This window comes from Pantoea sp. YR525 (assembly GCF_900116775.1).
Lineage (GTDB): Bacteria > Pseudomonadota > Gammaproteobacteria > Enterobacterales > Enterobacteriaceae > Pantoea > Pantoea symbiotica.
Genome location: NZ_FPBU01000003.1, coordinates 332,551 through 353,229 on the forward strand (window position 1 = coordinate 332,551; position 20,679 = coordinate 353,229).

The 20,679-nt window shown below is 47.8% G+C and carries 21 protein-coding genes; all 21 read right to left on the reverse strand.

Annotation, left to right across the window (positions count from 1 at the left end; translation table 11 throughout):
* A complete protein-coding gene (locus tag BM323_RS08050) occupies positions 1-1,491 on the reverse strand; it encodes a TIGR03752 family integrating conjugative element protein (protein WP_091003596.1) in 1,491 nt (496 codons plus the stop codon).
* The gene (locus BM323_RS08055; protein ID WP_091003598.1) at positions 1,481-2,344 is read right to left on the reverse strand and encodes a TIGR03749 family integrating conjugative element protein; all 864 of its coding nucleotides are present in this window, start codon (positions 2,342-2,344) and stop codon (positions 1,481-1,483) included. Before BM323_RS08055 ends, BM323_RS08050 begins: the two co-directional genes overlap by 11 nt.
* Entirely contained in the window at positions 2,344-3,000 is a 657-nt protein-coding gene (locus tag BM323_RS08060; RefSeq protein ID WP_091003601.1) for a PFL_4703 family integrating conjugative element protein, read from the reverse strand. The genes BM323_RS08055 and BM323_RS08060 overlap by 1 nt, the downstream gene beginning before the upstream one ends.
* Positions 2,997-3,359, reverse strand: coding sequence for a TIGR03750 family conjugal transfer protein (locus tag BM323_RS08065; RefSeq protein ID WP_034892368.1), 363 nt, complete (start codon positions 3,357-3,359; stop codon positions 2,997-2,999). The genes BM323_RS08060 and BM323_RS08065 overlap by 4 nt, the downstream gene beginning before the upstream one ends.
* 10 nt (positions 3,360-3,369) lie before the next feature.
* The gene (locus tag BM323_RS08070) at positions 3,370-3,747 is read right to left on the reverse strand and encodes a TIGR03745 family integrating conjugative element membrane protein (protein ID WP_175501691.1); all 378 of its coding nucleotides are present in this window, start codon (positions 3,745-3,747) and stop codon (positions 3,370-3,372) included.
* A 46-nt stretch (positions 3,748-3,793) separates the two neighbouring features.
* Positions 3,794-4,036 (reverse strand): TIGR03758 family integrating conjugative element protein, encoded by a 243-nt coding sequence (locus BM323_RS08075; RefSeq protein WP_008107119.1) that lies wholly within the window; start codon positions 4,034-4,036, stop codon positions 3,794-3,796.
* The gene (locus tag BM323_RS08080; protein ID WP_091003604.1) at positions 4,027-4,335 is read right to left on the reverse strand and encodes an integrative conjugative element protein, RAQPRD family; all 309 of its coding nucleotides are present in this window, start codon (positions 4,333-4,335) and stop codon (positions 4,027-4,029) included. Before BM323_RS08080 ends, BM323_RS08075 begins: the two co-directional genes overlap by 10 nt.
* A gap of 157 nt (positions 4,336-4,492) precedes the next feature.
* On the reverse strand, positions 4,493-6,703 hold the full coding sequence (locus BM323_RS08085; protein ID WP_091003607.1) for a hypothetical protein: 2,211 nt from the start codon (positions 6,701-6,703) through the stop codon (positions 4,493-4,495).
* Positions 6,681-7,859: a hypothetical protein gene (locus BM323_RS24265; RefSeq protein WP_139221407.1), complete on the reverse strand. Its 1,179-nt coding sequence runs from the start codon at positions 7,857-7,859 to the stop codon at positions 6,681-6,683. The genes BM323_RS08085 and BM323_RS24265 overlap by 23 nt, the downstream gene beginning before the upstream one ends.
* A 241-nt stretch (positions 7,860-8,100) precedes the next feature.
* Positions 8,101-8,862, reverse strand: coding sequence for a TIGR03747 family integrating conjugative element membrane protein (locus BM323_RS08090; protein ID WP_091003610.1), 762 nt, complete (start codon positions 8,860-8,862; stop codon positions 8,101-8,103).
* Positions 8,862-10,946 carry a type IV conjugative transfer system coupling protein TraD gene (gene traD / locus BM323_RS08095; protein WP_091003612.1) on the reverse strand — a complete coding sequence of 695 codons (2,085 nt, stop codon included), beginning with the start codon at positions 10,944-10,946 and terminating at the stop codon, positions 8,862-8,864. Before traD ends, BM323_RS08090 begins: the two co-directional genes overlap by 1 nt.
* A gap of 161 nt (positions 10,947-11,107) precedes the next feature.
* Positions 11,108-11,614 (reverse strand): integrating conjugative element protein, encoded by a 507-nt coding sequence (locus tag BM323_RS08100; RefSeq protein ID WP_091003615.1) that lies wholly within the window; start codon positions 11,612-11,614, stop codon positions 11,108-11,110.
* On the reverse strand, positions 11,611-12,246 hold the full coding sequence (locus BM323_RS08105) for a transglycosylase SLT domain-containing protein (protein WP_091003617.1): 636 nt from the start codon (positions 12,244-12,246) through the stop codon (positions 11,611-11,613). The genes BM323_RS08100 and BM323_RS08105 overlap by 4 nt, the downstream gene beginning before the upstream one ends.
* Positions 12,225-12,752: a TIGR03759 family integrating conjugative element protein gene (locus BM323_RS08110; RefSeq protein WP_254773237.1), complete on the reverse strand. Its 528-nt coding sequence runs from the start codon at positions 12,750-12,752 to the stop codon at positions 12,225-12,227. The genes BM323_RS08105 and BM323_RS08110 overlap by 22 nt, the downstream gene beginning before the upstream one ends.
* A 305-nt stretch (positions 12,753-13,057) precedes the next feature.
* The gene (locus BM323_RS08115; protein ID WP_091003620.1) at positions 13,058-15,541 is read right to left on the reverse strand and encodes a DEAD/DEAH box helicase; all 2,484 of its coding nucleotides are present in this window, start codon (positions 15,539-15,541) and stop codon (positions 13,058-13,060) included.
* A 2-nt stretch (positions 15,542-15,543) separates the two neighbouring features.
* Positions 15,544-16,425, reverse strand: a complete 882-nt coding sequence (locus BM323_RS08120; RefSeq protein WP_091003625.1) for a HamA C-terminal domain-containing protein — start codon at positions 16,423-16,425, stop codon at positions 15,544-15,546.
* Between the two features lie 192 nt (positions 16,426-16,617).
* Complete coding sequence (locus tag BM323_RS08125) at positions 16,618-17,109, reverse strand: STY4534 family ICE replication protein (RefSeq protein WP_091003627.1); 492 nt, start codon at positions 17,107-17,109, stop codon at positions 16,618-16,620.
* A 614-nt stretch (positions 17,110-17,723) separates the two neighbouring features.
* Entirely contained in the window at positions 17,724-18,446 is a 723-nt protein-coding gene (locus BM323_RS08130; RefSeq protein WP_175501692.1) for a PFL_4669 family integrating conjugative element protein, read from the reverse strand.
* A gap of 100 nt (positions 18,447-18,546) precedes the next feature.
* Entirely contained in the window at positions 18,547-19,731 is a 1,185-nt protein-coding gene (locus BM323_RS08135; RefSeq protein ID WP_091003633.1) for an STY4528 family pathogenicity island replication protein, read from the reverse strand.
* Positions 19,732-19,821: 90 nt separating this feature from the next.
* Entirely contained in the window at positions 19,822-20,076 is a 255-nt protein-coding gene (locus BM323_RS08140) for a ParE family toxin-like protein (RefSeq protein ID WP_091003636.1), read from the reverse strand.
* Positions 20,073-20,657 (reverse strand): DUF2857 domain-containing protein, encoded by a 585-nt coding sequence (locus BM323_RS08145; protein WP_091003683.1) that lies wholly within the window; start codon positions 20,655-20,657, stop codon positions 20,073-20,075. Before BM323_RS08145 ends, BM323_RS08140 begins: the two co-directional genes overlap by 4 nt.
* Positions 20,658-20,679: the final 22 nt, after the last annotated feature.

Below are 20,679 nucleotides of genomic sequence, written 5' to 3' on the forward strand. Positions count from 1 at the left end.
TTAGTCCAGTCCGATGCGCGCGGCATTACCCGGCACGCTGAAGTTGTAACGCACCTTGCGGCCTTTATCTTCGTAATCGATCGCCAGCTGCTGCGTGATGTGAACGGCCAGATTGGCGCCGGGCGGCACATACACTGCATCGAAGGTTTGGCCATAACGCTGTTTTACCCATTCGGAAACATCACCGACGCCACCGGCAATCGCTTTGCCCATTACTGCTTGTCCGGCATCGCCGGTGAGCGTGGAAGTTACGCCGCCGTAAGCGTTGGTTTGCCCGGTACGCTGGTTTTCGTTGAGCCCTTCACCGGCAGCGGCAGCACCGGAGAGTGCGAAGAGGGTTGGCAGGTAAGTTGATGCGTTGGATTTGCGCGTACCGCTAATGCAGGGAATCCCGGCTTCATCCGAGATCCAGCCGATGCCGACATCCTGCTTCTTACCGTCATTCTGACCGTTGCTCTTGCCGTTGCTATCCGGGCGCGGCAGCGTGCGCACCCGGCCATCGCTGAAGACGAAGGTGATGGAGTTCACCTGGCCGCGTACGCAAGAAAGCGTCCAGTCGCCGGACGCGGTGCCGGAAACAATCGCGCCTTCCACGTCAGGCAGCTCGATGCCGTTGGCCGTCAGGTTGTCGCGGCCAATCAGCACTTTGAACGGATAAGGATCGGTGACGGTGCCATTAATCGGCACGCGGCCCAGAAGCGCGGTCATGCCTTTGCTGCCAATCAGCGTGGAGTTTTCTGGCAGCGTATAAACCGGCTCGGAGCTGTCCTCTTCTTTCTGGCTATTGGAGTAGCCTTTCACCTTCTGTTCGTAGGTGCTTTTGCTCTTACTCAGCGCGTTATTGCCGAGGAACGATGTCGGAAATCCACCGATTGCCGCTTTGCCGTCGGCGGGAGTTGAACCCGCGTCCACGCCGCTGCTGCGCTGATCGCTGGGTGAAACCCACATCACGCCATCATTAGTGTTGCCACTGGCAACATCATCCAGACCGAGCCCCAGTGGAATATCGCTATTGTTCTGATCCTGCTTATCTGACGCCATGCGCTTGGCCAGCTGGTTGCTCAGCTCCTGCACTTTGCTGGTCAGGGATTGCTGCTCTTGCTGCAGCTGCTGGCGGCGGTCTTCGGCAAGTTTCTGGTAATTCGCTACTGCTTCATTGACCTGACCGGCAACGTTCTGGTTGCGTGTACGCAGGCGGTCGTTCTCTTTCACCAGATTGAGGTTCTGCCGGTCGAGCATTTCCTGCTTACCGCGAATGGTTTTCAGCGTGCCAACCAGCGTTCGCAGCGTGTCTTCCGGCGTATCGCCCTCGACGCCCAGCGCCTTGAGCTCGGCAGGCGTCAGATCGGCCAGCGCTTTGGGCTTTTCTGGCGTGGCGCTGGTTTTCTCTGTTTCATTCTTGATGCTGCAACTTTTCATGCCCACCGCGACGCCCGCTAGCAGGAAGACCGGCACCAGCACTTTGACCAGCGTATTCGATTTAATCTGCATGGTGTTTACCTCGCGCTTTGCGGCTCACCTTCGCTTCAGGAATCAATGCGTTTTCGGGGCGCGAATCCATCACCAAGTAAAGCATGGTGGTGTCTTCAGGCGTGCCGACTAAACCGAGGAAACGGTGCTGGAAAGTGGCGGAGACAAACTTGCCCTGCAGCGAGCGGGGATCGAGAACGATTTTACGACTGGTCATGTTGCGCACGCGGAACGCCACCACGTTCTGACTTTGCATTGCCCATGCGGCGATAGGCTGGATCTCTAACGGTTCGGCGGGATAAAGCGTGGTAACGCTGCTGGGTAGATGCAGCGGCAGTGAACGCACTCCGGGAACCGGCTCAACCGTGCGCAGCGGCGCATACAATCGCTGCGACGCGTAACGTGTAAGCAGCACCGGCAGCGGCGTAGAATAGCTGACTTTCTTCTCTTCTTTGGCGGCTTCAGCTTGCTCAGGATTGGCTTCAGCCTCGCTGTCGCCACCTTCATAAACCAGTTTTACCGGCTCAGCTGAACCTTTCGCGCCAGCGGTGACATCGAGCATGATGATCTCGCCGTTCTCCACATCCTGCAGCTGGACGCGGGTCTGGGAAAACGCCTCGTTCGCTTTCAGGTACACCGCGCCGCCGGTGCTTTGCACGCGCAGCTTACCCTTCAGCGCTGGCGCGATACCGACGCGCACGTTTTTATCGACGAATACTACGCGCTCCTGGCCGACCTTCAGCGTGACCTGCAGCGGGATGCGCTCCCACTTCATCAATTCAACTGCCTGAACCGGATTCGGCGTAAGTGTTGCCACTGGCAACACCGCGCACATCAGCCTGCAGGCAACATGCAATCTGGTGAGCGTATTCATCAAAACATCCCCTTATGCTCAGGCTTAGGTTCAGGTGGTGCGGCCTCCAGACGCTGCGGCACGCCGTCATAGCAATCCAGCGCCAGGCCAAACTGATTGGTTTCGGGATCGCCATTCCAGCGCGTGACCTTCATCGGGTAGCGCACCATCGCGCGCTTAACCGGTTCGGTATGGAAATACTCGTCGGCTACCAAATCCAGCCGCGCGACCCAGTTGTCACGATCGCGAACTTTGACACTCTTGGTGCTGTAGCCGCGCTCGGGGATTTCGTACACCACACGCACGCGGTCAATCAGCTCGTTGCGGTTGGTGCGCTCGGTGGCATCTCTTTCCAGAAAGTCTTTGCAGCCCGGCGTCAGGTAAGGCGACAGCGCCCGAATTTTGGCGGGATAGTCAATTTCACCGTTTTTCGGCCAGGCGTTGAGCTGTTGGAAGATATAGAAGGCAAAGGCGTAAACCGATGACGGCGGTACTTCCCACCAGGGACGCGTGCTACCGGTGCGTAAATCTGGCGGGTTATGAATAGTCATGCTGCGCGGCGCGAGCATCCAACCGGATGACGTGATCAACACCAACAGAATGAGGAAAGCGCAGGCGATACGCAGCGATTTGATGTGCTGATCGCTGCGTTGTATGGCATTGCGGAACTGACTCATTTTCCGGCTCCCTTCGGTGTACGGCGCAGAGACCAGCTATGTGAGCTGATGATGAGAGAGCGATCGCCATAGCCCATCCGGCGTTTCTTCTCCTCCAGCCGCTGCCAGATGTAGTTTTCTGGCTTGCCGCGCTTAAGGCGGGCCATCCAGCGCCCGCCAAACGCAATGAGTAGCAGCGGCATGAGCAGCATCCCGGTCGGGATGATGACCCAGCCAACCAGTGGAAAAAACGGCAGACACACCACACCTCCAACCGCTAATCCAATCAATGCCGCCAGCCCTAATTCCGGCGTGGTGAAGCCGCGAAACACGACAGGTTCGGCATTCAGTCGATCAGGCAGGAAACGGATGGTCTGCATGCTTATCCCCTTACAGAATGATTTCGGCAGACTGACCGAGCAGCCAGATAGTCGCGACCAGCAACACGACGCCGGTGGCAACGATAGAACCAAATTTGGTCCAGGTGGCGCGCTCGTTGCGGACTTCAACGAACGTGTGTACCGCGCTGGTTGCGACGTTGATAAATGCCACGGCACAGACCAGCAGACCGGCGAACACGATGAAGTCCTGCGCGTAGCCTTTGATTTGGCCCATCAATCCGGTGCCGCCGCTGGATTCCGGTGCTTCAACGGATGGCAGATCGGCCAGCGCTGGTTTGCAGGACAACCAGGCCAGAATCAACCCGGACCCTAGGCGCATGACCTGACGGTCTTTAAAGCGAGACAAGCGAACAAACTTTGATTTCATGGAACATTCCTCTTTGACGGGTAAAGGCACTTCGAAAATGTCTGCGTTAGCTGGCGAACATCCAGATGCAGACGATCAGTAAAGCCACAGAGCGGATAACAAATCGGGCAAGTGCGGCATCCCGGACTTTGGTATTTGCCCAGCCATGCCAGACATCTACCGCCGCCCATGCTGCCCAGAGAAACAGCACGCACAGTAGTAGCCCAACGGACACCAGATACAGAACGCTAATATCGATGTTGCCGGATGCCGTTTTAAACGCGTTGATCTGTGCGGCGGTCATCGCCATAGCGGACGGCCTCGCGTGTAGTCGCCGCTAACCTTGCCGTAATCCAGCGGCTGCGCACGTGAAGGCTGCGTGTAGCGGTCGATGCCAGCACGCATGGTGTTGAGGTCTTCATTGGCTTTCTTGTAGTCGAACAGGTAACGGCGGCGGTTATTAGGATCGGATTGCGCGGCGACGGTGCGGGCACGGTCGAGGGAGAGCTGGACTTGGTCGAGCAGGCGTTGGGTGGTGGCGAGCTCGTCGAGTTCACTTGCAACACATATATTCGAAAATAAAAAAACACCTAATATATATATTTTCATTTGTTCATCGTCTCATTAGCTACAAGAAGCTGAAACTTACAAGAGATGACGTGTAAATAGATAAATTAATGTTTTTTAGAATTGAATGTTTTAATTTTTAAGTGTTTAGTCATTAACCATCACATAGGATGGTTAATGACTAGATTCAGAGCCTAAACTAATTTAGTCTACTTTTGATTGATAACATAAAGCCTGCCAATGCTCTTTGGTCGCAGGGTTTAATACTAAGAGTTTTATTCACCAACTCTATACAGTGCTCTTTCCTTAATTGCAACTTACCTGTAGACAAAGCTGCAGCAAACTCTAATGCGGCAAAGCCAAACGGATGATCATGTCTTGAGAAAACCTTAAATAAGAATTCACTCATAAGTAGGCTTAAATCTGCGTTAGAACGATAGTCTAATTCAGAAGGCAGGCTTGCTCTTAATATGCATGCTTGGAGAATGTCATCATTAAATCGCAAAAAGTTTTCAGGAGACAACACAACCGATTGGTAATTACTGGGGCTAAGACACAGATCTTGTTCTGTGTACTCTCTGGCTGCCTGAAGGACAGAGGAAATAGTCATGAGTATTACTGATTGATTTATCTTATCAAGCTCATCATCAAATTTATCATTAAAAAAAACAAAGCCAGGCGTCAATTGAAGATCTTCATCATTTGTTTTGGGTAAGAGTCTGTTGAACGATGAGGTGATAGCAATATCCATATCATCAAGTAAATTATCGATGTCTGTTTCAGATAAACCTTCATGAGTCGGCCTATCCTCAACTTGCACTTTTGATAAATAATCTGGAAGTGCTGCCCATGAGTTTGAAATGATATCTGGTCCTAAGGGCAAAACATTCCATACAGAAAATTCGTAGTCTCTTTTAGTCGCATTTTTAATCAGAAATAAACGTAACTTTTTCCATGCACTATTACTTTGCGGAATGCCTACCCCAATTAAAAAGTGTCGGGGTATAACTCTATCTTCGAATTCCCTGAGATCTCTACTTATTTGTCTCAAATCACCACCGTCGCCACAAAATGCAGAAATGATCAAGACACCTTTGCAGTTTTTTAACGCATCATCATCTAATTCACTTGCTTCAAGTATTGAAATTTTCTCATTGCTGTCTCTAATATCTTTAATTATGTCCCGAACTCTCTCCACAAGCTGATAAGAAGCCCCATCATCTTTGTATAAAATCAAATTTACTGAAGATGATAGGGACCATCTCAATTCATCTTCTAACCATTTGTTGAACCGAGAACATTTCAATAAATTTTCAGGGCGAAGACTTATTAACGGTGTCTTATTAATTGTTTCTAATCGCTCATTGATACCATTAACTCCATCAATAGCGAAAGTATTTAAAATTTCTTTTAATGCGTCGGGCTCATGCTTAAAACTGATGGTAATTTGTTTGGGGGGTTTCGCCTTGTATGTAAACTGCTCGCCTACTAATTCTATTTCCGTCTCATAATTATATAATGAATTATCCTTTTTAAGAATATCATTACCACTGCCTAATGTAACCAACGATAAAGATGACTTTTCTTTAGAATCCGTATCAATCAAAGTTATAATCCGGCTTAAGTCAAAACCTTTATCAATTAATATTGATGCCATACTACCTGATGTCGATGCCGATATAATTGCCACATCCAACTCAGTAGGGGGGATTAATTTATCGATACCCTCATAAGAGTGAAAATTTTCAATAACTGCTTGAGAATTTGAAAAGGTTAGTGCTTCCTTAACTAAGGAGTAAATCCCCATAGAGTCAATATACACTGACTCTAATTCTGACCAAGAGATTTGAGGGTGTATTAAACACAATCCTCTTGCAATAAATTGAAGCTCAGCTTCATTGCATGCAATTTCTTTAGCTTGGATAAATAAATTGAGTATTCGCCCAGATGGATGTTTAAATTTATGGCCAGAAGGGGCACTGTGAACTATATCATTTTTTTCAGCTAGACTAGCAATCCCCTTCTTATAAAAATCCCGGAAATCACTATCTGAAGGTTCGAATACGCCATTAGTCGAAGAAAGTTCATCATTGATAGCGAACCCTTGATTAGTAACATTAACAAAATAAAAAAACTTAGTATATAACTTTCTATTATTAGTTAGACGGCTGAACAAAATTTCCTTTTGAACATCATCATTCCATGCATCAATAATTTCTTCTTTAAGATTTTTTGAGTAGTAAATAACAATTCCGTCAGGTATAGTGTCACACTTAGTAAGTGCAAAAGCTATTGCCGAAATGAACTCCGCTTTATCCATTAAAAATGAGTCAGGAAGATATACGCAGAGTAAATCAATCGCGTGCGGAACAGTTTTCTTTTGAACATTAAAATAAACTAGATTGTCCACTTTCTTTCCTCAAAGGTACTAAAATAGACACAACTGTTCCAGCTGCCAGTGCTAGACCTTCTTCTGACCAACTCTCAAAGTTTAAAAGTTCAGCATCTTTTTCATCTATATTAGATGCGAGTTCATTTCCTGAAAAACAGTTAAAAATACAGTGCCTTCCTGTTCTTATTCTAATCAGCCCTCCAACCTTCCTAAGTTGGTTTAATATGGTTGGATAACCATTTCCTGCTCCACTTTGATTTTTAGATGTAAAGTTTTTCTGTAGGCATGAAATAAGATCTTCTTTTTCATCGCTAAGACTACCTTCGTAAGATTTTTTACCAAAAGCACGCCCGGTAATTCCTGGTCCTGTATCAAAAAAACTTATTTGAATACAATGTAACTTTTCCCCATTAGACTTCAGTTCAATTTTTGATTCGTAATATTCTTTAAGCCTAGGGTTGGAAATAAAATCAGACTTATACAATTCCGCATTTGAGTTTACATATGAAGATATGATCCCTTCAACGTGACTTGGATAAGGCATTCCATTCTCATCTTTACGGGCATGTTCTTGGGTGTTTTTAAAAAGCTCGCAAGTAAATACGCCAAATCCTTTAAGTAATTCTCCCTCCAGATTATAGAAGTCTTCTCTACCAATTTCTTTGAATATTTCAATGAGAGACTTGCTCATTTCGGAGCTATCTTTAACTGAATTCGGATCCCGTGAACTAAATAAAGGAGCTAGATATTGTCTTTTTGCACCACTTATACAACATAGATCAATCACTCTGCCTTTTATAACCTCAGAGTATTTTTTCAAATCGGTATTGATCATTTTATCTGTCGCATACTCAAGCGCTCGATATCTGCTTATTTTTTGTTGGCCAATCATAATGAATTTATTAAGCCTTACTGCCGTCAATGCTGGTGCATATACACATAGCTCGTTTAAAACAAAGTCAACATTATGACTACCATGAATATTTAATGTATTATTATGAGAACTTCTTGCAATTGTTGCTAGTGCTTGAAGGCGAGATGCATCTCTTATTGCACCATGCCTTTTATTAATTTCTTCTATCGAAATGGATTGTAGCGTTCCATTATTTGCTTCTCTTATAGCATCTTCCGTATCTTGAAGAGTCACTAGTGTTATATTTCGAATCCTGTTCATTAGACAGTTCCAAACAAGTGATAGTTAATGAAATTGCATACATGCACTCGATTAAATTTGATAAAGCAATCCACAATTAAGGATTGATTTAGTTAAGATAAGGTGTCTCAGGTTATCAATCAACCTAATGATGAATCAGAATCACAGTGGCATAGCTAAATATCAACGCTGCCGCGCCGCCTAAGCGGCTTGCCTGCTGACGACAGCGCACAAAGTCGAGCTTTGCACGCTGTCGTCCAGCTTAAAGGTACTTCTTAAACGAAGCCGTCAGCACCGCCAGTGCCATTCCCAGCATCAGCGCAGCAGGCAGCAACAGCAGGTTTGGGTACACCGCCGATGGCCAAGACAGATACACCATACAGGGCACATAGAACGCGGGTTTAACTAAGCGTTTCGCATGATGATAAACAAAGCTGGATTCATACGCAGCCCCATAACGCCGCAGATCTCGCCGCCCCAAACCATCAACCACTGCAACCAGCACCACCATCAGAAACAGCGGTATTGAAAGCACCAAAATCGTCACGCGAATCAGCGTCACCACAGCGACATACACCGTCGCCAGCAAGTATTCCTGCAGCGCCGATGCTAGCCAGCGGCTACCAGCGCTTAATCCGGCAGCGACTGCATTCCCTCCACTTTCCATTGCCTGATTTTGCTGCGCGATCCATCCCTGCAAGCCGCTATCAACAACCAGCCACTGATAAACTTGTGTTACCCAGGCAGTGACCGTCACCGTTGGCTGTGACAGCAGCAGGCTGCGCGTAAACTCAGTGGAGAGATAGCCGCTCTCGATCTGCATCACCTGCTGGCTATGCGTCGCACCTTGATCTGGCCAGAAGAATGCAATGCCGATGTACTCCATTACCAGGCTGAAAAACAGCGACGCCAGCAGCATGCCAATTAGCTTCCACGGCCATTCCCATAACAGACTAAACAGAAAGCTATGCTCTTTAGGCTGCTGAACGCGCGCTGGCGTTGTCGTGGTGTTTGGTGGTGGCATCACTCACCTCCCGGCGGTTCTGCGCCAGCAGCGCCAGACCACCACGCTTCACTGGTGCGGTAATTGCGTCGCATCTCAGCAGCGATCTTCTGCAGGCTTTCCGGCATCAAATCGGTTTTATCAGCTGCGGGCAGCGGCATACGAATCTTCCACAGCTGGCCGCCTTCAAGCAGCGCAAACGCCTGGCCTTTTGGCAGGTTGATGATGTCAGCCGGGGTGAGCATCGGCGTTTTCACCATGCTCACACGATCCTGCGTATTGGAGGTGAAATCAGTGCCTTGCTCCTGGTTGGTGATATCGGTGTAACCCGAAACCAGCGTTTTGGAATACACATCCACTTCAGGCAGTTGGCTGGTGAGCAGCTCGGCGGTGCGATTCTCTCGCACACGCAGCATGATCAGCGTGTTGAAATTCCCCGTGACCTGCGCAGCTTTGGCGCTGCTGCCAATGCGCGCCTCGATGTCAGAAATCGTTTGGGTGTACGCCGTCACCTCAATACCCGCACCGCCGCCTTTGTTGATCAGCGGAATGAACTCATCGCCCATCAGTTCATTAAACTCATCACAGTGCAGGCTGATCGGCAGCTTGCCGCCGCCATTTTCCGGCAGGCCATCATTGATGCCGTGCTTATAGATATGTCCTGCGATACTCACCAAATCAGCGAACATGCTGTTGCCAACGGCAGCACCGACTTCACTGTCAGAAAGCGCATCAAGTCCGACATAGACGATGCCGCGCTGACGAATTACCTGTTGCCAGTCAAAAATTGGGCGTGGATCATCGAGGTCTTCATAGTCAGGTGAGAGCAGCGCCGCCGTTTTGCCGGTGGTGAGTTTTTCCAGTAGCGGCAGTAATGAGGCGACGATTTTATCGAAATAGGTACGGTCATAACGCACTGCTGAGCGCAGCCCTTCAAGGATGGGATCATAAAGCTTTTTACCGGCTTCAGAACTCAGCGCCAGCTCCATTGCCCAGATGCGCGTGGCGTTTGATTGCCCCTGCATATTGCGCGGCAGATCCTTCTCCTTCAGCACATTGCTGCCATTTTCAATTTTGCTGCGCAGCTCCGGCAGATGCTTATCGACCAGATGTTCCACGTAGCGCTGATAGAGTTCGCCGATGTTGGTGACATAGCGAAGGATAAGCGAGTAATCGGGGCGCTGGCCGAGCGCAACCAGCGCGCGTGTCACAATGTTCACGAATCGCCAGGCGAACTCGCGAAACGCGGCGCTGTTACCTTCAGCGCCCAATTGACCAGCAATACGCGAAGCCACTTCCGACACGCGCCCGAAGCGCCCAACCGCGTTGTAACGCGCTGAAATCTCTGGCCAGCCAAGATGGAAAACGTGAAAGTCATCCTGACGACCAGCGCGGTGCGCTTCAGCCCACATGCGTTTTAGCAAATCGGCATCGCCTTTGGGATCGAAGACAATGGTGATATTGCCGCGCCGGATATCCTGCGTAACCAGCATCTCTTCAAGCCGTGTTTTGCCCACGCGCGTTGTGCCTACCACTAACGTATGCCCAACACGTTCGCGGAGGTCCATCGATACATCGCGCTCACTCGGTTCAATGCCGTGCAGCGCCGGATTGCCGCCAACCGGCGGTAGCGGGCGAATCGGGTTCAGCGGCGTATCAGCTGAAATCATTGAAGACAGCCAGGGCAGAGAATGCTCGAACGCGCGTTCAAACCTGCGCGCGTACTGATAGATCTTCGCTGGATGCACATACTTTTCAACTTCTGGTCGCCGCGTATCGAGCAGGCGTTGAGTGTGTTTTTGCTGCCACAGAAAACCTTTGCCCAGGAACAGCCGGTGATTGCTTACTGGCACCTGGCGGCTGGTCATCACATAGCGCGGCAAGCGGCGCAGATTTCGGCGATACCGGATCACCTGGCATCCCTGGCGAGCACGAACGGCGGCCAGCACCGCGAAGCCGGTCGCGGTGACATAACTCACCGATGGCGACAGCGCGACAGCCCAGGGCGCTGCCACACAGACATAGCTGGCGGTGGCGGCTACCAGCGTGGTGTTGAACTCAACTGCGGGACGTAATAGCGCTTCGATAACATAGCGATCGCTCATAGTAGTAACTCACTTTTGGCAGGATTCAGACTTGCTGCGTGCCGAGTGATGCAGATTGTGCCAGCACCAATAAGCGCGCAGCAGAGCCAGAAAAAGGATGAAGAACAGGGGAAGGAGCATCAGCGCTGCGTGAGGCAATCCATGCAATCCGGCAAATCCCATCACTGGGCTGATACCTGCTGGCTCAGTGAATGCTGGGTGATCAGTACCGGGTAATGTTCCAATTTGAGGCGACGCGCCAGATCGCTACCTGATACCGGGGCCAGCTGGAGATTGGGCGCAATCTGGCGTAATTGCTGCAATGATGAGGAGCTGCTGACGTTCACCACCATCCCAACCGCACCACGGCGGCTGAGCAGTTCAGCGTTACGCGATAGCCATTCCTGCGATTGCTCATCATCACCAACAAGAAACAACGCACCAATTCCCGGCAGTTTCAGCGCACGCGGTTCGACGAAGCCGGGAGTAAGTTCAGGTGTTGCTACTGGCAACACTGAACCTTCACTGTAATCAGGTTGGATTGATTGCTGTTGCAGCTGAGGCTCAGCGTTGATGCCTTCATAGAACGGCGCTGTCGATTCGCCGCCGAGATCCGCGATAACGTTGAGTTCGGCATGTGAGATAAATGGCAGTGCGGCGATCGCGCCAGCCAGCATCAATTTGTTCATTGCTGCCTCCGGGGTTCTGTCCAGATGATTTCGGTTGAGGGTGTTTGGTTGCTCGCGAGATTAGCGGGTGCCTGTATTGTGATTGGACGAGGTTGAGCAGGCGTAAGTGAAGCCAGATTTTGGCTGACAATCTGCCGATAGCGTGCAGCAGGTTTGCCGCCAGCCGGATGGTGATAGCAGCCAGCCGCTTTCAACCAACTGCCGGGGCTGCGTTCCCAGCACTGTCGAAGAATGCGTGCAGCCGCGTTCAGGTTGATATACGGGTCAAACGCATCCCATGTTGAGTTGAAGCGATGACCATTCCAGCCAAGATTGACTTGCGCGATGCCGACATCGATTCTCTTGAGCGAATGGATTTTCATGAACTGTTGCAGCGCCTGCCAGGCAGCTTGCCTGCTTTCATAGCGGTAGCCTTTACCCGCGACGTTGATTGTCCAGGGCCAAGGGCGCGTACCGTGTGGCAGTTTGCGTGACGACTCAGCAAGCGCCAGCGAGTAGAGCGATTCAGCTGGAACACCGTGCTGCAGAGCGACTCTCTGATAGCCCGACGGCACGCTTTGCATGCTGGTTGACGCCACAGAGCTGGCGGCACTCAACAATAAAGCGATGGTTAGAACGCTGCGATATGCCATCCGCTTTCCCCCTGCTGGAGAAGAACCGGCATGATGCCGTTGCCGTAGCGCATCCAGCGGCCTGCGTCGTGATTGAGGGTGATGTGGCGCTCTCGAACCTGTTCGGCGGAAATGCGATGTCGCTGCGCCCAGTTGCGGAGTTTCTGATCGCTGCCTTCGCTATCAACGAGGTAGATATCAACGGGACGTTTATCGGCGAGAACGGCGGAGAGTCGGGCATCACAGCGTTGGCAATCTGCTTCGCGCACGAACAGCGCTAAGCGACCACCGGAGTCATGCGCGATACCTGCGGCGTTGCCCATATTCACCGGCAGCATGTTGGGCATAAGACGTTTCCAGGCCGCATCAACTTCGCGCTGGAATTTGAGCTCCTTTTCGGTGCGCTCATATTCCTGTTTTACCCAGAGTTCAGCGTAGTGACGGCGCTCGGCATCGTTACGGGCCTCGATTCCCAAAGCGCTTAGTGGATCAATTTTTGGGGATTGCAGCCCTCTAGGGCCAGCCATTAACACCTTAAATCGGTTCAATTCCTCATCGTTGATTCCCCAATCGATGATTACTTCCTCACTGTTATTGTTCTTACTTAGTCGTTCTTCATGGTTATCGACTTTCCAACCGTCATTGGTTTTAGCATCAATAGAAAATGATAAAACGGCTAGTATAACTGCCATTAGTTCGTACGTTCTCACTTTCATTTCCTCCGTCATTCAAATAATTAGTTCAATCTGAAGGAAAACGAGTTAATTGTGTAAGAGAAAAATGAATGTGATTTAAAAAAATTAACCCCCTTCTTAGCCAAAGGGGGATGTGGTTAAACTAAATGTGAAATATGCTGTTTCTCCCATGAATTCAACATGGTATAAGCCAGTGGTAAATTTAATTCCTCAGCTGTTTTTATCCCTAGCAAAATGGTTATCCTAATCGCCGTTTCTCTTGGAACACCTCGATCAGATAGATACTTTGTAGATTCATTAAACATCCCGAGTTCAATTTGAGATATTATTCCTGATGTTCCGCTAAAGTCTGCTATTGGTTTTAATAACATAGGGAGACCATAGCTTACATACTTTGTCAGCTTCTCAATTTCTTTATCCAGTTTATTTTGTAGATCTTCATCAACCATAGGGAATCTATCAGTTAAAATATTTACCAATGATTTTTCTCGAGCCCAACTTTCAGCGCTTCTTGCAATACCATATAGATAGCCATCATCATACACACTTTTCCCAATGTATTTGTCATAATAATATGGGAAGTTATCCCTCATTGCTTTCAGCCAATAGAGTAACACTTCGTACAGATCTTTCTTAAATAAAGTATTTGGAAGGTTTTTATTTGATCTCTTGAATAAATCATAAATTAAGTTTAAATCCATTGGATCCCAATATCTATTTCCGAGAACAACCTCACGATCCACTGTAACTTTTGCAAGTTCTTTTAAAGTTTCATTTATGGTGACATCATCCAACATTATCCCTACGTTTTCCAATCTTTTAGAACCGTCTCTTCCGTATTTATAGAGTGTGTGGCGAATATAAGTAATTATGCTTTTAGATCTTTCATTTTCGTGTTGATAAGGGTTTACTAAAACCTCATTTATGAAGTCAGAATCTCTTTCATAAATTTCATCATAGCCAGTCTTTATCTCCTTATAATCACCAGAAAAAACACTTTCTTCGGAATTTTTACTGTCTTCGAATGCTGATTCATCAAGCACAATAGTTCGACCTATAAAGTCAACTAAAAGTCTTCCTGCTCTACCACGCAAATTTGCAAATTCATAAGGTGAAAGTTTTATATTTTCACCTCTGCTTTTTGTATATAAATTAGGATTTCTAATAATGATATTCTTAGCAGGAAGATTCACGCCTTGCATCAGAGTTGTTGTGCAAAATAAATTTGATATTAATTGATTAGAAGCAGCATATTCTAAAGACTTTCTTACATGCAAAGGGATCTTTCCCGTATGATAGGCAATACCATAATTTACAAATTCAGCCAATTCATAGTGAGGATGTACACTTTCTCTAAAGTAGACAGAAAGTTCAGTTAATTCTTTTGACCATTTCAACGGAATAATTCTACATAACTCTTTAGCGGATTGACGAGCCTGGTTCGCTGTTGGAGAGAAAATTATATTAACGTCACCTCTAAGGCTATTAATAATATCATTGATATAACTATTGAATTTATCTGTGTATTGAACTTGGCCAAAACCTGCTATTTTTTCTTTGTTGTCTATCTTCACTCTTATCGGATGAGTTAAAAGGTTTGTATACTGGTTTAAATAGTAATCTTTTTTATCTTTTGATATTGAATACGTAATATTTAATACGGGAGGTGATTCTGTTGTCTTCTCATCTGTAGCTTCACCGAATAACTCGAAAGCTAAGTTGCCAATTTTTCTCAGCCTAGGCCCACTTAAAATTATTTTATTTACATTCACTCCGAACCTAAGATCCATCAGCACATCATATAATATTTTAGATCTTTCATCTTTGTCATCATCAAGTTTTTCAATGTTTTGAATTTCATCAACAACCAAAAGGTCTAAATTTTCTATTTCTTCATCAGAAAAAACAGTTATAGTTCTTTCTTGTGTAAGAACATAAATAAATGAATCTAAATTTTTATCGAAGGAATTTAAAACAGACATTCTGGGTATGCCATGTTTTTTTAATAGTAAAGATAAGTCGGATGTAACTTGGCTAATAAGACTCAATGTGGGTACAACATAAACTATACGCGTAGCTCCATTAAGAATCATTTGGATAATTCTCAAATAGATAATAAACGACTTACCTGCAGATGTTGGTGCTGATATGCCAATAACTTTATTAACGTCTAATGACTTCCAAATCCCATGTTGGAATGATGTTAAAATATAGCTTTTATCACCAATAGTTATTTGATTTTTAAAGTCGTTCAAGACTATTTTAAGTTTATCAAAGTAACTTCCATGATATGAGTATGCGCCTTCTTTTTTTAAAAGAGGGTCTATCATGTTATTACTAGGTGAGAACCCTATTGCAGATAATACGGGTGTTAAAAATTGTCTTAGGCTATCATGTAACACTGGATCACAATGGGTCCAAATAAGTGATATTATAGCAATTGCCAGTTGTTTAGATTGATCTGATGCTTCAGATCTCGATATTTTTGATAGGATAGATAAGGCATTCTTTAAAAGCTGCTCATCTAAAGATTCTTGTTTCCCTAAGATTAGACCAAGCTTTGAGCCAAAATATTTTGACTCATACTCAAGAAGGTATTTCAAAATTTCCTTATCATTCATAACTAATCCTCAAAGCTTTCGAGTAATTTTTCTAATGACCATGACGGAAAGACGATGTAATTTATTCGGCTTATATAGCCAGTATGAAAGTTCTCATACAGCCGATCGGTTGTGTTATCCCATCGATTCTGTACGATCTCTTCAATCTTAGCTCTGATTTCATTAGCCGAAGGAGCCTCAACTTTACTAGTTTCCGTGTAAACGATTAGACAAACCAATTCAAAGGTTGGATTATCTAAGGTGTTATTTATTAAGCCATCAGCAATAGGTTGAAGAATCGGATCTATAAAATCATCATGCTGATAAAGTTGTATTTCACTCTGAATGTTACTCAAAGTGGTCAAAATGCTATTTACCGATTCAGAAAGAGCCTCATTAAATTTATAGTTTGATTTGTAACATTTTGACTCTCCTAAATAGAAAATGTGGCCATTCTCATTTTTTAGGTAATGTATTGCATCGGCGCCATGCCTTTCAAGGTTAGGATTCGTAGTTATAGGCATTTTTCTTAACAAGGGCGCGGCATGAAAAAAATGCTGAATTAAATTAAAAAGAAGTAACTCACCATATTGCCCTTGAGGGCATCCTTTTCTAAACTTCATTTTAATTGTTTGTTCAATTATGCTAATAGCATTTTGGATATCCCCATCCCTTTGTGAAAGCTCCTTAGTGAGAATGTGATTGTACTTCTCTGAGGAGTAAACCCATCCAGATGCTGTACTTTTTAATTCTCGAATAAACGAGTTTGTGTTTTCAATCAAATCTAAATAATCAATAGCAATTCCTGTATGAGATTTAGCTTTAGGCTTTACAATATCTTGCTTAAAGCAATGAACGCAATTCATTAAGTTTTTTGTATTTGCCAGTTTTGTGCTGCTCGTCATGAGAGCTTGTCCCTGAGATTATTTATTCAGGAACAAATTAATAGCATTAGACTAAAGTGTAAACAAACATGAAGTTTCAATATGATAGTTAAAATACAACACTCTGATTTTTATGGTTATTTTGTAATGTCGCGTTACTAAATCATGATTAGTCATAAAAAACCCTACATCATAGATGTAGGGTTTAGTGTTTTAAAAGGAATTTTCAGCATAATGCTGTTTAGTTCCAGTTTGTGTTGGGATTGGAGCTTCACTCTTCTCCGCTTTATAAACCATCGCCTGACCAATCTTGATCCAATCGACCTTAATCAGCCTGGCCTTCAAGCTAACCCGCTGTTCGCCTGCATGATCACCTTTGTTGAGGGTAAAAATGTCAGACGTCAGGTTGCTGAGAGTAAACCCAAGCAGCACTTTCTGGTCCTCGTCTACGGCTTTCTGGCAGCGGCTTATAAGATCCGTTGCCTCCTTACCGGCGACAGTGGCATCAAAGCGCACATAGGTAGGGTTGTCAGTGGGGCCGCTCAGCGCATTAATCACCACGCTGAGGAAGCTGCCAGTGAGGGTTTCAATTCTGCGAATGTTGCTCAGATAACCCAGGCCCTTGATGTTGAGATTGAAGTATTCAGCTTTGGTAGAAGTGGTGTTGGTGTTGTTTGCAGCGTTATTGGTAGTGGTAGCAGTCATGATGTTTACTCCGGGAGTGGGAAATAGTGACGGAGAAACATTCATCCCTGACGGGTAAATGCTTTCCGTCAGGAAGCGCGAATAGCTATGCCGCGCTGGCTGGTTAGTACAAAGAACCTCATCACATTGGTGATATCCGCATTAAGAGGTTGAGCGGATTGACCACTGCAAAAGCAGCACTTCTCTCAGGTCATGAAGTTTTAGATGGCAACCGCGTAAGCGTTTCTCTCAGGCTGCTGAAACATTGGCTGGTTGTTGAGACAACAACAATAATGCCGTTCCAGTTTCCTGCCGCTAAAAGCGGATGTCAGCGATAAAGTAGTTTTGCGTAGATGGAAATAAAAAAGCGCCAGCAATTGCCAGCGCTCAGGGCCTGCACGCAGACCGATGGTGTATTCGTTACTCCGGGAGTTGAAGCTCCGGCGCGGTTTTCACGGAGGGCGTGCGCCTTACAGACCAAATCGGATGTGCGGTGATTTGCCTGCCGGACTGATGATTTTCTGTCCCCGTAAAAGACATCCAACCATCCCGCAGTCACGGGGTGCTACATCGAAGCCTGTTAACCTTATCAGCATCGCTGAGGACATAAAAGGCTTTGCTGAAGCGCCGGAAAGTTATTCAGAAGCTTCACTATTTTCCGCCAGCTTTTTGAGGTTTGGTGAAAAGGTGGAGAGCATTTTTCCCGTCATCACCTCCAGATCAACGTCACCCAGCAGCTTGACGGCTTCGCTGGCAATCACCGTATTCTGTTGCAGATCGGCGCGCGTTACGGCGAACGAACGATAGTGCTGTGCTACGCCATATACCTTGCGCACCAGATGGCCGCCATTGCTGAGCATTTCATCGCGCTCTTTTCCGCTGATCAGCCCGTAATGGGATGCCTGAAAAACCTTCATCGCCAGCTGGTCGTAACCTACCAGCAGCCATACGCAGCGATAACCCAGCGGCGTGCGGCTGAAGACGCCAATATTGAGCGGCGATACCGACGATACATCCGTCAATGAGATCCGCGCGGGAATGGCTTTAAGCGTCGCTTCCAGCTCATCGACCAACTTCTGGATCTCAGTGGTAGCCAGATCCAGCGCGTTCTCCAGCTTTAACAACGCCATATCTGCATAAGGATTATCACCTTCGGCGTCACGGCTCATCAAACCAGCGCGCTGAATCACGCGCGGCATGCTGAGGATTTGTGGTCTGCCACGTTCGCGCAGGTCATCAGGTTGACGTCGGCGGCCTTCCCACAATCGAATCGCATAATGCGAGTGCAGTTCAATGGTCAAAGAGGAGCGTAACGCGCCTGCTTTGGCCGTATCGGTTTCGTTCTTTTCTTCAGCCATTTCCCACTCCATATAGTTGATGATGCTGCGCCAGTTTTAAGGAGCGTTAAGGCAACATCTATCGTAAAACCATTCACACAACTGCCAGTTATCTGGCTCGTCAGCTGTTCAGGCGTTGCCGTATCGATTGCACGATCTTAGCGATGTCAGCGGCAGAGCTGGCTGCTCGTGCCGTCGGTTCAGGTTGTGCCGGTTGAGCCGGTGAAGTGGCTGAGGGCGAATCAGCAATGTGAGTGAACTGGCCGGTTCTCGCTTTTTTGATAATCGCCAGCAGCCAGCCGGTTGGGTTCTGGATTGAACCGGCATCGAGGTTCTGGCCAAGTTGGTGAAGCAGCTGCTGCGACTGCTCAGCGGGCAACGCTGCCAGCCGGTGTTCAAGCATGGCGAGATCTTCCTGGCTGAAACACTGTCGGTGGCGTTCGGGGATGATTTCCGACGCTGGCGCAGCCGGTGTAAACGTGTTTTTTTTCACACCTTGTGTAAAACAACGTACGTTACCGTTCGGATTCCGAACTCCGGGCCGAAGCCTTGGTATCAGCGAGGGTTCGGAAACCGAACTCAGTGAATTTGAATGCGGCGCAATGCTGGGTTCGGCTCCCGAACTCGGCGTTTTTATACCAGGTTCGGAAACCGAATTCGGAGAGAAGAGCTTCCTGGCTGCGGCCATTTCCTGCGGCGTTTGTGGTTTGCACAGGCGATTCTCGATCTGGCTAATATGGCTTTTGCAGTGGCGCATTTGCGGGTCATTTTTGATTTCATCCAGCACCTGCAATGCGGTCTGCTTGATGGTTTTATTGCCGCTGCGGCACGCTTCAGCGACGGTATCGAGCCACGCCGGGTCCATAATTTCGGCATCGCAGCAGGTTAGCGGTTCGTCGTGTTGCGCATAGATATTGCCGCGCACGCGACCTTGATCGTCACGAACGCGCTTGCACAGGCTTAGCCAGCCGGTAAGCCGCAACATCATCAGCACGCGGCTGACCGTTTCGCGCGACGCCTTACCTTTATGCGGGGAAGCGAGCTGTAGCTGCATCTCGTCATAGCTGGGGAACACTGCGCCATAATTCTGCTGCGCGTACAGCCTGATCATCATCCACGCCATTTTATCGAGCGGTGAGAGCCGCGTATCAAGCAGCAGTTGGCGCGGATAAGCATCCTGCACATTGCCGAGATACAGCAAACCACTGCGCAGCTGCGAGACACCATCGTCACTGGACTTTTCCGCCAGGCGCGCCTGCATTTTTTCCATCGTGAAAGCGATTAAGCTGTCAGAGGGGAGATTCATGTCATTTCCTTTTGCCGCCGATCGCTACGTGCCATCGGGTGAATGCTGTTATTGCTGTACCCCGCGCGGGATACAGAGTGACAACACTCGCTATTTCCAGATCGCCTTGCTGTATCTCTCATGCGTCATCAGTTCCCAGTCTTTGCCGCTGTTTTTACTCAGCAGCCGCCAGAACAGGCCAATGTCGATCTTGAGATAATCCGAGCCGTTCGCTTTGATGCGCGTGAAGTTGTTCTTGCCGCACCGGAACAGCGTCAGTTGCCTCACCGCTTTACGGCGGCAGGGCTCTGGCACATTGACCGGCGCAACAAGTCCTTCAGTCAGCGTCTGGTTGCGTTGGCTCATGCCATCTTCCGCATTGCTGCGGGCTCTGGTTTTTTGTTGCTGTGCCAGCCATGCACGGCGTGCCAGATAGCGGTCAGCGACAAATCCATCTGTTCAGCACACAGCATCATCACGTCGAGGCCATCGGCGCTGTCGGGATCGTCAATGCTTGCTTTCTGCCATTTGCGCCAGATCTCGGCGTTGTCCTCGTCGTTGAGCACCACGCCGCGCCCCTTGCGCACTTCGATACCGGCCATGCGGCGGCGTGCGGCGACTTCAACCGTAGAAAGGCCGAAGTAGTGCTGCATCAACTCTATAGAACCGTTGAGCGCCAGCGCGCGATCAATGCGCTGCAGTCGTCGTTGCTCGCGTCTCGCCTGCTGCAACATCAGCGACAGGTTTTCGTGGTGGATGCGAAATGTCAGCACCGATACCGGGCTGTTCATCAGGTAATGCAGGTCTTCAATGGTGAGGCCATGAAGCATCTGCATTTCTTCTGGCATCAAACCCAGCGCTTCGCAGCGGCGGATGTAGCCTGATTTGAGTTCCATCACTAACTGGGTAAGCAGGCCGTTGGTGGCCTGAGACAAGCTGTTACTCATCATCGTGATCTCCGGTTTTCAG